Genomic DNA, 14,151 nt, shown 5'->3' with positions numbered 1-14,151 from the left:
TTTGTAAACATATTTTCATTCCTCCATTGTGTCCGGTCACGGACAAAATTATATAAAAATATCATACCATTTCCATACAGGAACGTCACGAATTTTATAATAAATTTAGAAATGGCTGGTGAAAGGATCGCTACATTGACAATTGGAGATAAAAAAATTGAAGAAGAAAAGCGAATGTAAGAAAGCCGTGAGAAGAGCTCATAGTATGAGGGACTGCTCACGGCTTTTGTATGAATGTTAAAGGTGATTTTTGTCAGTATTTTTCTTATTCTTACGATGTTTTTTGATTGCTCTGTTTCTGAGAGGAATACCGATACCTAAAAGCAATCCAATTGCCAGAATAGTCAGATCCATAAACACACCTCACTTTTAAAATTCTTTTTTGTTCAGGATAGATTGGCTGACAAGGCATGAGACAGCCAAAGCAGTGATTGCAAGAAACAAAAAGAATAAAATATAAACACGCGGATCGATTTGTGAAAGTCTTTTTACAAGTGGATAGAAATCTATTTTCATATATTCAGCTATTTTTGTAAGAAGGATTCCTGCCACAAATAGAAATCCCATCATACCTAAGATAGCGATTCTTCCTTTTTCACCGCCAAATTTTAAAACGAAAGGAAGCATGATTGACAGAAGCAAAAGGATGACAGGAAGCAGAGTACATGCGGTCAGAAACATTTCCCGGAGATTGCCTTTGTCTGTAATGAGGATGGAAAAAAAGCTGATGAGTGTTCCTAAAAATAAAAAAGCGATTCCGCAAAGGACTCCAAAAGTATATTTTTCTAACACATACTCTTTGCGTGTGATCGGCAGAGAGAACAGAAACGCATTTCCGTTGTCAAATTCGTCGTAGCTGATGGAACTCAATGAAAATAGTGAACCGACAAAACCTAAGAAGCCGATTGCAAATGAAGTTCCCGGCGATAGTGTGATCATTGCCAGAGCAATGGCGACGATAGCCAAAAAGAAATTTTTCTGTCCTTTCATTAATTTAAAATCTTTGATTAATAATCCTTTCATTATGCAGCACCTCTGATCATCATTGTGATTACTTCGTCTATAGTTCCTTTTTCAATTGCGATTTGCGGATAGTTTTCGGCGTAATACTGCTTTTGATCAGTCAGACAGCTATATCCGTAACTTTCCTTTTTGGAGCGCAGCAGATATTGTTTATCTAGTCTGGCATATGCTTCGTCATCAACTTTAAGCAGTGCATAATCGCTTAACAATACATCGGTGTCCTCATGCAGGATGATCGTCCCCTGATGTATCATATAGAGATCATCGCAGATTGATTCCAGATCGCTGGAAATATGAGAACTGATTAAAATGGAGTTTCCTTCCTCTTTTGCCATAAAATCTCTTAAGAGTTCCAGTAATTCATCTCTGGCTATCACATCCAGTCCTGCCGTTGGCTCATCGAGAATTAACAGTTTTGCATGGTGTGAGATCGCGGTTAAAACTTTTACTTTTGCTTTCATGCCTGTTGAAAAATCCTTGATCTTTTTGTCACATGGAAGTTGAAATTTTTCTACTTGTTCCAGGAAGAATGATTTGTCAAAATTTTTATATAGGTTTTCCATGATAGGGAGGATGTCGTTGATGGTCAAATATCCGCTGAAACCAGAATCAGAAAGGACTACTCCCAAATCTTGCTTATCTTTTGCTGTAAACTGAGCAAGTGGTTTTCCGAGGATTGTGATATCACCATGTTCATAAGAAATCAGCCCTAAAATGGCTTTAAAGGTAGTGCTTTTTCCGGCACCATTTTGACCGATCAGCCCAGTGACGTGACCTCGCTTTACTTCCAGGGAGCAGTCTAGTGAAAAGTTTTCATAGCTTTTTTTTAAGTGTTCAATTTTTAACATAGTTATCCCTCCAAAATCAGTTCAAATAAGCTTTTGATATCTTCATCACGGATGCCGTAACGCCTGCCTTTTTGAATGGCCTGCTCTAAGTCAGCTTCTAATTCTTTTTTTTGTTCTTCCAGTAAAAGTTCCGGATTTGTTGCGGCAACGTATGTTCCTTTTCCGTGGACGGTCACTGTAAATCCTTCACTTTCTAAGTTGTCGTATGCTTTTTTTACAGTCAAAGCACTTATTTTTAATTCTTTTGCAAGTGAACGGACAGATGGAAGATTATCATTTTCTTTTAGTTTTTCATTTCGAATCAATGTTTTCACTTGTTCTACAATTTGCTCATAGATAGGTGTCATTGAAGAATGATTTATAATAATTCTCATTTTGTACCCCTTTCTTTATAAACAGTATATAACAGATATAAACTGTTGTCAAGTGTTATATACTGTTTACGAAGAAGTTAAATTTTAAGGTGCAGAAAAGATAAAAGATGCAGAAATAGTGGGGGAATGCTATACTAAAAAGAAAGGTCAGGGGGATGGTCGTATGCAGTATATGGAACTGGCGCAGGATATAATAAAAGAAGTAAAAAGAGTAGTGATCGGAAAGGATGAGTGTATCTGGAAGGCGCTTGCTGCGATTCTTGCAGGGGGACATATTCTGATTGAAGATATTCCGGGAGTAGGAAAGACGACATTGGCACTTGCGCTTGCAAAAAGTATGGGACTGGACTGGAAGCGGGTACAGTGTACACCAGATATCCTTCCATCAGATCTTGTCGGATTTTCAATGTACCAGAAGGAGAGGGACCAGTTTGTTTATCAGGCGGGAGCGGTGATGTGTAACCTATTTCTTGCAGATGAACTGAATCGAACATCGCCGAAGACACAGTCGGCACTTCTTGAAGTGATGGAGGAAGGGACAGTCACAGTAGATCAGGTCACACGGGAAGTTCCGAAGCCATTTTTTGTCATTGCGACGGAGAACCCGATGGGTTCCACCGGCACACAGATGTTGCCGGAGTCACAGTTGGATCGCTTTATGATCTGTATGACGATGGGATACCCGGATATTCGCTATGAGATTGAAATTGTAAAAGGGAATCAGAAACGGCAATCGGAACGGTTGGTGCATTCCGTGATCTCTGCATCAATGCTTCAGCGGATGCAGGAATATGTGGAGGAAATTTACGTCCATGACCGTGTCTATCAGTATATCGGAAGTCTGATACAGATGACGAGGGAACATCCTATGATTGCATATGGTGTCAGCCCCAGAGGAACGATCGCTCTTGCGAAGATGGCGAAAGCGACCGCATTTTTACATGGGCGGGAATACTGTACTCCGAAAGATGTGCAAGATGTGTTTTTGGCGGTGACGGCGCATAGGATTTCTCTGAATGCAAAAGCGAGAGCGCAGAGAGTGGACAAGGAAGAGGTGCTTTGGGAAATTCTCCGTCAGGTTTCGGCTCCGCTGCCGAATCGGGGATAAAAGACCAAAGGCAGTGTGTGGAAAGGAGATACAGCAGATGAGAGGAAAAATAGTCTATGCGGGAATACTGGCAGTGACGGTATATTTGAATATGCTGTACCATTGGGAACTTGGGAATTTTGTCCTGGCATTTGAAGGAATGTTTCTGCTTCTTTTGCTTTGTAATGCAGGAATCTCGTGGAGTGGTGTGTCGGCAGAGTGGAAGCATACGAAACTGTTTGTGGAGGAGGGGGAAGCACTACAAAGTCAGATATTTGTCAGAAATCGTCTGTGTATTCCAGTATGTAAGTTGCGGATAGATCTGAGTTATCAGTATGCGGGAGAGGAAAAGAAGAGGAAAGAAAGACTGTGGGTTGCAGTGCGTGCAAAAGAAAAGAAACAGATTGCTGTCAAACATTTGCAGAAATATTCGGGCAAAGTATGTGCAGAGTTAGTAGACTGCCGTGTATATGATGTGTTGGGAATCTGGTCATTTCGGAAACGAATGAAAAAGAAAGCAGAAATATTGATTTTTCCAAAGACATATCCGATTGTGACAGAAGTGACTGTTCAAACAAGTAATTTTTCTCTGGAAGGTGAGCGATTTTCAGAAGAGGTGAGCGGCGATGATCCGTCGGAACTTTTTGCATTGCGGGACTATCAGCCGGGTGACCGGATGGCACGCATCCATTGGAAACTTAGTGCAAGGAAGGGAGAATGGTATGTGAAAGAATTTGGCAGACCTGTTGGAACAGCGGTGCTGCTTTTATTGGAACCTGTGTGGAAAGAAGGGGGACAAAGTGCCGCAGAGATCAGCAGGTATCTGCAGACAGCGGTATCGCTTGTAAGAAGTCTTTTGAATGCGGAATGCAGCCATGTAGTGAGCTGGATCATGGAAAATGGGGAACTAGAGCGGGCGAGGATTTTTACAGAAGAAGATGTTTATTTGTTTGCAATCCGATTTCTTGAAACATGGGGAGCAGGAAGAGCGTCACAAGAGAGCCTTACAGAAAGTTACAGGAGTATTTATCCACAGGAGCGGTATCATACGATACTTTCCTGGCGAGGAGAAGGCGGTTTTTTCAAAAATGAGGAACAAGTTTTTGCAGGTCACCTGATAGAAAGTCAGGAGTGGCTAAGACAGTGTGTGTTGGAAGTATGAGGGAGGGGTGCAAGATGGAAACAGCGTGGAGTGTGTTCTATGGAGCAGTAGGGACGCTTGGCGTGTTGCATGGAATCGCAGATGCGTTTCAGATTCCATATGATCAAAAAATGATTTTCATCTGGATTGTACTCTCCTCTGTGATCTGGGGCATTGCGTTTGGCTGGAAACGGAACAGAAAATATCTGTTTCCAGCGGCAGTGGGACTGTTTGTATGGATCGGACTTTGGAGATGGAAGGAAATCTGTGAGGGGATTTGCCGCAGTATGGAGCGAATGACGGAGGCGGTCAATGCGTATTATCAGTTCTCATGGGATGCTGTGCAGTATGTGAAGACAGGGGGGATTTCTACCGAGCAGACGGCAATCCTTGCGGCGGGAGTCCTTGTGAGTGGTCTTCTTGTTGGAGGATTTTTACAAAAGAAGGGCAGAATACTTTTGGCAGTGTTGTTTGCATTTGGTTTTCTCGCGCCATTCCTAGTTGGGAAAGTTCCGGAAAATCGTACGGTGTGGGAGTTGCTGATAGGAATCATGGGACTTCTGGCAATGCAGACTGCGCTGCCGGGAAAACAAAGGCAGATAAAATTTTTCGGAACGGCAAACGGAATGCTGATCGGAATCGCGGCGCTTGCATTTGTAGGAAGTGCGTGTATTCTGGAACCGTTGCTACAAACAATTTTTCCGCCGGACAGTCCAAAACAAAAACTCGTATTAGAAGAATTGTGGCAGGATATCGGAAGAAGTATCAGAGCGAATGGAAGGACAGATATTGCAGCAGGAGGTATTGGAAATGGAGACTTATCTGCGGCGGATCGGCTGGAACCGGGAAAAGAGCCCCAGCTGAAAGTGACAGTCGGGGAAAAACCACAGACGGATCTGTATTTGTATGGATATATTGGAGCAGATTACAATAGAAAACAGTGGGAAAGACTGGAGAGTAGTGCGAGAGATCAGCTTGGAAGGCGAGAGGCACTGGAAGAGAGAAAAGGGGATGTCTATCGCTGGCTGAAGAAAAAGAAGGATGAAAAAAAACTATCTGTGGAGTATGAGGATACAGAGAAGGCATATGAATATCTTCCATATGGAAGCAAGATCAGAAATGAGCAGGAAGTATGGGGAGATACCTATGTGAAAGGAACCGGGAGAACGACGTATACGACTTCTTTTTGCGAACTATCAGAGTCTGACTGGCAGGAACGCACCGGAAAAAAGTGTGAGGAGATTCTTAGAAAAACGTCAGAGTATGATTTGTTTGTCAGCAAACAGTATCTTAAGATCGATGCAGAACAAAAGAAAAAACTGCAGCAGATCCCACTGGAGGGTGAAACTCTCTTTGAAATTTCAGCAGCGATGGAGCAATGGCTGGGCGCGCATACAAGTTATAGTCTGTCACCGGGAAAGGTTCCGTGGGGAAAAGAATATGTAGAATATTTTCTGTTTGAGAACAAAAAAGGATATTGTGTGCATTATGCGACGGCGGCAACATTGCTCTTCCGCAGTCATGATATTCCGGCGCGATTTGTTTCCGGATACCTGATTGGTAAGGAGCAGTGGAAGACTTCCGATGATGGAACTTATCAGGTGACTGTAACCGGGGCAGATGCCCATGCATGGACAGAAATTTACACGGGTGACGGAATCTGGATCCCAGTGGAACTGACACCAACTTACGGAAGAGACGATACATCAAAAGCGCATGGGACAGATTTGGCAAATGTTTCCCCGGAAGTATCTGGTGAGGATTCGCAGAGAGTCAGTTCTGACAGCCAGATGACAGAATCCAATATTCCAAAAGAATATGAGAGCGGGACAAAAGAAGCGAATGATAAAAATGTGGAGAATCAGCAGCAAGGTACAGAAAAAAATGCTGCAACAAATGTGGATGTAGAAAAAGAAGACAATGGAACGAAGCGTAATTTGTTGATAAAACGAATAAAACAGCTTCTGTTGTTGATACTGATGAGTATCATAAGTTTTGGCGCATGGCGCTTTTACAAGGTGCAGCAGCGCCAGGGGATATTTGCAAAGAACAGAAATGAGAAAGCACAGAAAATCTTTTCCAGTCTCTATGAAGTACTCCGGTTTGCCGGGATGGCAGAGAATGACTGCCTCGGGGATGAATTTGGGCAGGAGGCAAAAAAAGTCTGTGATAAAATGGAAGTGCAGATAAAAGCGGCACAGCAGACAGCGCTTAAAGCGTGGTATAGCGGGGACACCATTTCTGCTAAAGAAGAAAGAGAACTCTGCAGAATATATCGGAACGTGTGCAGAATGATTGCGGAAAAATTGACTTTCCGGGAAAAGATTTTGTTTTATTTTACAAAATGTTTTTTGTAAAAGATAGTTTTTGTAAAAACAAAATGAAAACTGAAAAAAATCTAAGTAAGAAGCAGTTGAAATCTTGAAAGACATCATGTATAATGTACCTAGAACAAAAGAGAAATACCTGGGATGTTCGACAATTCTGTTATTTTGAACCTACAATACTTTAAACGGGATTCTTATATCTCTGTAATATGTCAGGCCACCGATCGAAGCAGTGGAAGACAGAAAAGCAGATGCGGTTGCCCACCTAGCGGAATGCTAGGAGTCAAAAGACAGAAAACGGCACCTCCGGGGAAAGCTTACAAAAGAGAAAGGCAGTCGTGAAAGCGGCTGCCATTTTTGTATGAGAAAGAGTGAAAATAAAGATGAAATGGATAGAAAAATATAAATATCATATGTTGGCATTTCTGTTGGGGTTATCTATTTTTGCCTGTCTGATGAAAAGTATTTCTAACAATCAGCAGAAAGAGGTGAAAAAGGACAGAAATTCAAACGTGACAGAGGAAGAAAAGAAAAGTAAGGGAAAAGGAACCGAAAAAGAAGTGGAAGATTCCGTTGTCCGTGTGGTATTAAAGACAGATGGATTTGCAAATGTGGCACATCCCGAAGCGGGATTTCAGGCAGCAGGCGGTCTGAAAATCCAAAGTGGAGATGAAGTGCGCGAGAGCGCTCCAGGAGAAGTGGTCACAATCTGTCCGGATGATGCAATGTTTGCGAAGGGAACGATACATATTGAGCCGAAAGAAGAAGGAGATTTGATCGCGGTTGTCACATTGAACCGAGGATGCGGTGTTCCAAATTATCGTGGGAAAATCGAATTGTTTCAGACAGCGGAAGGAGTTGTGATCGTCAATGAACTCTCAATGGAACAGTACTTATATGGGGTTGTGCCGTCAGAAATGCCTGCATCCTATGAGCCGGAAGCGTTGAAAGTGCAGGCGGTCTGTGCGCGCAGCTACGCATATAAGCAGACACAGGGGTTTGGATATCCGGAATATCAGGCACATATTGATGACAGCACTGCCTTCCAGGTATATGGTAATTCTGGAGAGCAGGCGAGCACAAACCGAGCGGTGGATGAGACGAGAGGACAAAAATTATGGTATCAAGATCAGGTGATCACGGCTTATTATTTTTCTACCTCCTGCGGAAAGACGACAACGGCGGAGGCGTGGGGAAATGTTTCGCCGGAGAAAGGCTATCTACAGAGTGCAGAGATCAAAGATGCGGAGCGCGATTACGAAGCAGACCTTCCATGGTATCGATGGCGGGCAGTCATTCCGACAAATGTACTGACAAATATGATCAATCTAAATACACAGACCAATATCGGAAATGTAACTTCGATGGAAGTGACAAAATACGGTCCCGGTGGTGTGGCACAGCAGATTGTGGTGACTGGGGGGTTGGGAAGTGTGACCATTGATACGGAAAATAAGATACGGACGGCGCTTGGCGGAAACGGGTATACGATTGAGAAGCAGGATGGGACAGTGATAGATAGTATGGCACTGCTTCCGAGTGCATTTTTTACTGTAGAGTATCAGGACGGCAATTATGTACTGGACGGCGGAGGGTTCGGACATGGCATCGGAATGAGCCAGAATGGCGCAAACGAGATGGCGAAAAAAGGAAAGAATTATCTCGAGATTCTGACAACATTTTATCACGATGTAGAAGTACGGTGAAATTTACGAAAAGCAAACCGGCCGGTATTCAGGATACCATATCACAGTGCCATATAAAAATGCAGAAAAAACAGATTGCATTTTGAGAGAAAAGCATGGTAAGATTGTGTGTTAGAAAAAATAAGGAGAAGTCCGATGAAAGAAACGATAATGAAAAAATACCGGTTATTGAACCGGATTATGAATAGGATTTCAGAGAATCATACAGGTGCATATGCTGCACAGTCAGCCTTTTTTATAGTGCTGTCAATGATTCCTTTTATCATGCTGCTTCTTGCTCTGGTACAGTATACGCCAGTGACGAAAGCAGACGTCATACGTGCGGTGACACATGTACTTCCAAAGACCATCTACCCGATGATTGTTTCTATTGTCAATCAGGTGTACAATCAGTCTCAAGCGATGATCTCTCTGACTGGGCTTGTAGCAATCTGGTCTGCAGGCAGAGGAGTTCTTGCAATGAGTGCGGGGCTTAACAGTGTCTATGGAAGTAAGGAAACGAGAAATTATATTTACCTGCGCCTGCGCGCAGCATTTTACACAGTACTATTTATTATTGCGATCGTACTTTCCCTTGTTATACTTGGTTTTGGTGATCGGTTGAGCATTTTTATTGTCAATCACTATCCTTTTATGAAGGGAATCATAGATCTGATCATCAATATCCGTGCAGTGGCATCGATTGTAGTATTGACGGTGTTTTCTATGACAATCTATCATTTTCTTCCAAATAAGAAAACAAAATTTATCAGACAGTTTCCGGGAGCATTTCTGACTGCGATCGGATGGGCGGCAGCTTCTTATATCTTTTCAGCATACGTCAATATTTTTACCGGATTTTCTACGATGTATGGAAGTATGACGACAATTATGCTGATCATGCTCTGGCTGTATGCATGTATGTATATTATGCTGCTTGGCGGCGAAGTAAACGAGATGCTGGCAGAAGATTTTTTCACATCTATGTAGGAAGATGGCAGATACAGTGGAAAAAAACCGATACATTTGTTAAATTTTTTTAGAAGAGAGTGATTTTGGAAAAGGGGGATTCAAGATGAAAGAATTAAGCACGTTGTGTTACATAGAAAAAGACGGAAAATATCTGATGTTACATCGTACAGTAAAGGGAAATGACGTCAATCGGGATAAGTGGATCGGTGTTGGCGGGCATTTTGAGAAAAATGAAAGTCCGGAAGAGTGCCTTTTAAGAGAAGTCAAAGAAGAAACCGGGTACACACTGACTTCATGGCAGTACCGGGGAATTGTAACTTTTGTATACGGAGAAGACACGATCGAATATATGTTTCTTTTCACGGCAGACGGTTTTGAGGGGACACAGATTTCCTGTGATGAAGGGGAGCTGGAATGGGTAGAAAAAGCAGCGATTTATGATTTGAATTTGTGGGAAGGTGATAAGATTTTCCTGCGGCTTCTGGAAGAAAATCATCCGTTCTTTTCGTTAAAACTAGTCTACGATACGGATGATGTATTACAATATGCAGCTTTGGATGGAAAGCGGCTTTGGCTGTAAATCGTCAGGTATCTTGCATTCTGAGATTCTGTTTTATGAAATACCACTTGACATCACAAAAACCTATGATAAAATAATAAGTGATTCAGACAATCAAATGAGTTATTGATAAATCAAAGGCGTTGAACGTGTCAGTAGAGAACTATTTTCTAACAGAGAGAGGAAATCATCGGCTGGAAGTTTCCTTTAGTTCAGATAGGGATCGAATTTCCCACGGGAGCTGCATTTTGGAAAGGATTCCAGGGGATTGATGCCCGGAGCTTAGTAGAAGATGACGTATCTGCACGTTACGCAGTCCGAGAGCCTGACTCTTATGAGCAGGAATTAGGGTGGTACCGCGATAGACCTCGTCCCTTTTTGGGACGGGGATTTTTTTATTTAGGAGGAATCAGAAAAGATGAAGGAAAAATTACAGAGCATCCAAGAAGAAGCAGTCAGACTGATCCAGGCTGCTGATGCACCGGAAAAACTGAATGATGTAAAAGTCAGATTTCTTGGGAAAAAGGGAGAACTGACAGCAGTTTTAAAAGGGATGAAAGATGTTGCCCCGGAAGACAGACCGAAGGTTGGACAGCTTGTCAATGAGACGAGAGAGGCAATTGAACAGTTATTAGAAGAGACAAAGACAAAGATGGAAAGAGCACTTCGTGAGGAACAGTTAAAATCTGAAGTCATTGACGTGACACTGCCATCGAAGAAAAATATGGTCGGACACCGTCATCCGAATACGATCGCATTAGAAGAAGTGGAACGCATCTTCATTGGAATGGGATATGAGGTTGTGGAAGGACCGGAAGTAGAATACGATGAATACAACTTTGAGAAGTTAAATATTCCGGCAGATCATCCGGCAAAAGATGAGCAGGATACTTTCTATATCAATAAAGATATCGTACTTCGTACACAGACTTCCCCGGTACAGGCGCGTGTGATGGAAAAGGGAGAACTTCCGATCCGTATGATCGCTCCGGGACGTGTATTCCGTTCAGATGAAGTGGATGCGACACACTCTCCGTCTTTCCACCAGATTGAAGGACTTGTGATCGACAAAAATATTTCTTTTGCAGACTTAAAAGGAACACTGGAAGTATTTGCGAAAGAATTATTCGGACCAGAGACAAAGACAAAATTCAGACCGCATCACTTCCCATTCACAGAGCCGAGCGCTGAGGTGGATGTGACATGCTTCAAATGTGGCGGAAAGGGATGTCGTTTCTGTAAAGGATCCGGTTGGATTGAAATCTTAGGATGTGGTATGGTTCATCCACATGTACTGGAAATGTGCGGAATTGATCCGGAAGAGTACAATGGATTTGCATTCGGTGTCGGTCTGGAGCGTATCGCGCTGTTAAAATATGAGATTGACGACATGCGTTTGCTCTATGAAAATGACATCCGTTTCTTAAAACAGTTCTAAAACAGATTGGGACTCATCAGAAAAAGGCGGAGAAATATGTGCAGAGAGGAAGACGCAATTCTCCGGAAAGTCAGTTTTCAGGAAAATGGAAAAGTGAGAAAGACAGAAATATCGAAGTGAGAAAGGAATAGAAACATGAATACATCATTATCATGGATAAAAGCATATGTACCGGATCTGGATGTCACAGCGCAGGAATATACGGATGCGATGACACTTTCCGGAACAAAGGTAGAAGGATATGAAGTGCTTGATGCAGATTTGGAAAAAATCGTGATTGGGCAGATTGAGAAGATCGAGAAACACCCGGATGCAGATAAACTTGTTGTATGCCAGGTAAATGTCGGATCAGAAACCGTACAGATTGTAACGGGAGCAAAAAATGTATTTGAAGGAGCAAAAATTCCAGTTGTATTGGACGGCGGACGTGTAGCGGGAAGCCATGACGGAAAGCAGGTTGCAGGTGGAATCAAGATCAAAAAAGGAAAATTGCGTGGGGTAGACAGCTTCGGTATGATGTGTTCTATCGAGGAACTTGGATCTACAAAGGACATGTATCCGGAAGCAGCAGACAATGGAATCTACATTTTTGAGGAGGATGCTGTTGTAGGAAGCAGTGCAATTGAGGCACTTGGAAGAAATGATGTCGTATTTGAATATGAAGTGACATCAAACCGTGTGGACTGCTTCAGTGTGGTTGGAATTGCAAGGGAAGCAGCAGCTACATTTGGAAAAGAATTTCATCCACCGGTTGTGACAGAGACTGGAAACAGTGAGGATGTCAATGATTATATTAAAGTAACTGTGGAAGATGCAGATCTCTGCCCGCGTTACTGTGCAAGAGTTGTAAAAAATGTCAAAGTGGGACCATCTCCGAAATGGATGCAGAGAAGATTGGCATCAGTAGGAATCCGCCCGATCAACAACTTAGTTGATATCACAAACTATGTGATGGAAGAGTACGGACAGCCAATGCATGCTTATGATCTGGAAAAGATTGCAGGAAAAGAAATTGTTGTGAAGACTGCCAAGTCAGGAGAAAAGTTTGTGACATTGGATGGTCAGGAGAGAGAGTTGGATGAATCTGTTCTGATGATCTGTGATGGAGAGAAATCTGTTGGAATCGCCGGAATCATGGGCGGAGAAAATACGATGATCACAGATGATGTGCAGACTATGTTGTTCGAGGCAGCATGTTTTGATGGAACAAATATCCGTAAATCCAGCAAAAAAGTGGGACTTCGTACAGATGCATCCGGAAAATTTGAAAAGGGATTAGATCCGAACAATGCAAAAGCTGCAATCGACCGTGCATGTCAGCTGATCGAGGAATTAGGAGCAGGAGAAGTTGTCGGAGGAACTGTGGATGTATACGGAAAAGTAAAAGAACCAGTTCGAGTTCCGTTTGATGCAGAGAAGATCAATGTAATGCTTGGAACAGACATTTCTGAGGAAGAAATGTTGGGCTATTTTGCAAAAATCGGTCTGGAATACGATGAGGATACAAAGGAAGTGATCGCACCGACCTTCCGTCATGATTTGTTCCGCCTTGCGGATCTTGCAGAAGAAGTAGCAAGATTCTATGGATATGATAATATCCCAACTACACTTCCAAAAGGAGAGGCGACAACAGGAAAACTGTCCTTTAAGTTACGTATCGAGGAAGTTGCAAGAAACATTGCAGAGTTCTGTGGATTCAGCCAGGGAATGACATATTCTTTCGAGAGTCCGAAAGTATTTGATAAATTATTGATTCCGGCAGATTCGAAGCTGCGTGAAGTAGTAGAGATTATGAATCCGCTCGGAGAAGATTACAGCATTATGAGAACTACATCCTTAAATGGAATGTTAACTTCTCTCGCAACAAACTATAACCGAAGAAATAAAGATGTCCGTCTCTATGAGCTTGGAAATATTTATCTTCCGAAACAAGTTCCGGTTACAGAGCTTCCGGAAGAGCGTATGCAGTTTACGCTTGGTATGTACGGAGAAGGTGATTTCTTTAGTATGAAAGGTGTTGTGGAAGAATTCTTTGAAAAGATCGGTATGCACAAGAAAGAAACCTATGATCCGCATGCAGGAAAACCGTTCTTACATCCAGGACGTCAGGCAAACATCATTTACGATGGAAAAGTTGTTGGATACTTAGGAGAAGTACATCCGGATGTTGCAGATACTTATGGAATCGGAACAAGAGCATATGTGGCAGTCATTGATATGCCGGAAGTGGTAGAGCTTGCTACTTTTGACCGGAAATACGAAGGAATCGCAAAATACCCGGCAGTGACAAGAGATATTAGCATGGTAATGCCAAAAGAAATCTTAGTTGGTCAGGTGGAAGATGTAATTGAGAAAAAAGGTGGCGCTTACTTAGAGAGCTACAAGTTATTTGACCTCTACGAAGGTGCGCAGATCAAGGCAGGATTTAAGTCTGTCGCATATTCTATCGTATTCCGTGCAAAAGACAAGACACTGGAAGAAGCAGATGTCACAGCGGCAATGACAAGAATCTTAAAAGCGTTAGAAGAAATGGGAATTGAATTAAGACAGTAGAAATTGGATGCTATTCTGAGAAAGTGTCTTAGAAAAATATTTTCAATAGAAATTTCATAGTGTTTCAATAGAAGGCAGAATCTGTTGCGAAATGTAATGGGTTTTGCCTTTTTTGTGTGTTTCCTGATAGGGATAAAAATTATT

The 14,151-nt window shown here is 42.4% G+C and carries 11 protein-coding genes, 1 other RNA gene and 1 other annotated feature; of the genes, 9 read left to right on the top strand and 3 right to left on the bottom strand.

Features of this window, described 5'->3' with window-relative positions:
* Nucleotides 1-369 precede the first annotated feature (369 nt).
* Genes EDD74_RS05340 through EDD74_RS05330 form a run of 3 tightly spaced genes read right to left on the bottom strand, consistent with a single transcriptional unit; the run spans nt 370 to nt 2,245 of the window.
* Nucleotides 370-1,023: an ABC-2 transporter permease gene (locus EDD74_RS05340; protein ID WP_116441333.1), complete on the bottom strand. Its 654-nt coding sequence runs from the start codon at nt 1,021-1,023 to the stop codon at nt 370-372.
* Nucleotides 1,023-1,871: an ATP-binding cassette domain-containing protein gene (locus tag EDD74_RS05335; protein WP_116441334.1), complete on the bottom strand. Its 849-nt coding sequence runs from the start codon at nt 1,869-1,871 to the stop codon at nt 1,023-1,025. The genes EDD74_RS05340 and EDD74_RS05335 overlap by 1 nt, the downstream gene beginning before the upstream one ends.
* Nucleotides 1,872-1,873: 2 nt before the next feature.
* Entirely contained in the window at nt 1,874-2,245 is a 372-nt protein-coding gene (locus EDD74_RS05330) for a GntR family transcriptional regulator (RefSeq protein ID WP_009262289.1), read from the bottom strand.
* 163 nt (nt 2,246-2,408) lie between these two features.
* Between EDD74_RS05330 and EDD74_RS05325 the strand changes: the two genes are divergently transcribed.
* The 9 genes from EDD74_RS05325 to pheT all read left to right on the top strand — a co-directional run bounded on the left by EDD74_RS05325 (nt 2,409) and on the right by pheT (nt 14,007).
* Nucleotides 2,409-3,353: an AAA family ATPase gene (locus EDD74_RS05325; protein ID WP_008975034.1), complete on the top strand. Its 945-nt coding sequence runs from the start codon at nt 2,409-2,411 to the stop codon at nt 3,351-3,353.
* Nucleotides 3,354-3,390: 37 nt separating this feature from the next.
* On the top strand, nt 3,391-4,494 hold the full coding sequence (locus tag EDD74_RS05320) for a DUF58 domain-containing protein (protein ID WP_116441335.1): 1,104 nt from the start codon (nt 3,391-3,393) through the stop codon (nt 4,492-4,494).
* Nucleotides 4,495-4,508: 14 nt separating this feature from the next.
* Nucleotides 4,509-6,830 carry a transglutaminase domain-containing protein gene (locus EDD74_RS05315; RefSeq protein WP_116441336.1) on the top strand — a complete coding sequence of 774 codons (2,322 nt, stop codon included), beginning with the start codon at nt 4,509-4,511 and terminating at the stop codon, nt 6,828-6,830.
* Nucleotides 6,831-6,933: 103 nt separating this feature from the next.
* Nucleotides 6,934-7,117, top strand: a non-coding RNA gene (gene ssrS / locus EDD74_RS05310) — 6S RNA.
* A gap of 66 nt (nt 7,118-7,183) precedes the next feature.
* Nucleotides 7,184-8,506: a SpoIID/LytB domain-containing protein gene (locus tag EDD74_RS05305; RefSeq protein ID WP_116441337.1), complete on the top strand. Its 1,323-nt coding sequence runs from the start codon at nt 7,184-7,186 to the stop codon at nt 8,504-8,506.
* A 135-nt stretch (nt 8,507-8,641) separates the two neighbouring features.
* Nucleotides 8,642-9,475, top strand: a complete 834-nt coding sequence (locus EDD74_RS05300) for a YihY/virulence factor BrkB family protein (RefSeq protein ID WP_116441338.1) — start codon at nt 8,642-8,644, stop codon at nt 9,473-9,475.
* 85 nt (nt 9,476-9,560) lie between these two features.
* The gene (locus tag EDD74_RS05295) at nt 9,561-10,037 is read left to right on the top strand and encodes an NUDIX hydrolase (protein ID WP_116441339.1); all 477 of its coding nucleotides are present in this window, start codon (nt 9,561-9,563) and stop codon (nt 10,035-10,037) included.
* Between the two features lie 113 nt (nt 10,038-10,150).
* Nucleotides 10,151-10,395 (top strand) — a binding site (T-box leader).
* A gap of 39 nt (nt 10,396-10,434) precedes the next feature.
* Nucleotides 10,435-11,454: a phenylalanine--tRNA ligase subunit alpha gene (pheS, locus tag EDD74_RS05290; RefSeq protein ID WP_008975052.1), complete on the top strand. Its 1,020-nt coding sequence runs from the start codon at nt 10,435-10,437 to the stop codon at nt 11,452-11,454.
* Nucleotides 11,455-11,589: 135 nt separating this feature from the next.
* Nucleotides 11,590-14,007, top strand: a complete 2,418-nt coding sequence (pheT, locus tag EDD74_RS05285) for a phenylalanine--tRNA ligase subunit beta (protein WP_116441340.1) — start codon at nt 11,590-11,592, stop codon at nt 14,005-14,007.
* The last annotated feature ends 144 nt before the right edge of the window (nt 14,008-14,151 follow it).

Origin of the sequence: Faecalimonas umbilicata, from assembly GCF_004346095.1 — a bacterium.
GTDB lineage: Bacteria > Bacillota > Clostridia > Lachnospirales > Lachnospiraceae > Faecalimonas > Faecalimonas umbilicata.
Note: the sequence above shows the minus strand (reverse complement) of the source record. Positions and strands in the feature narration are given on the sequence as shown.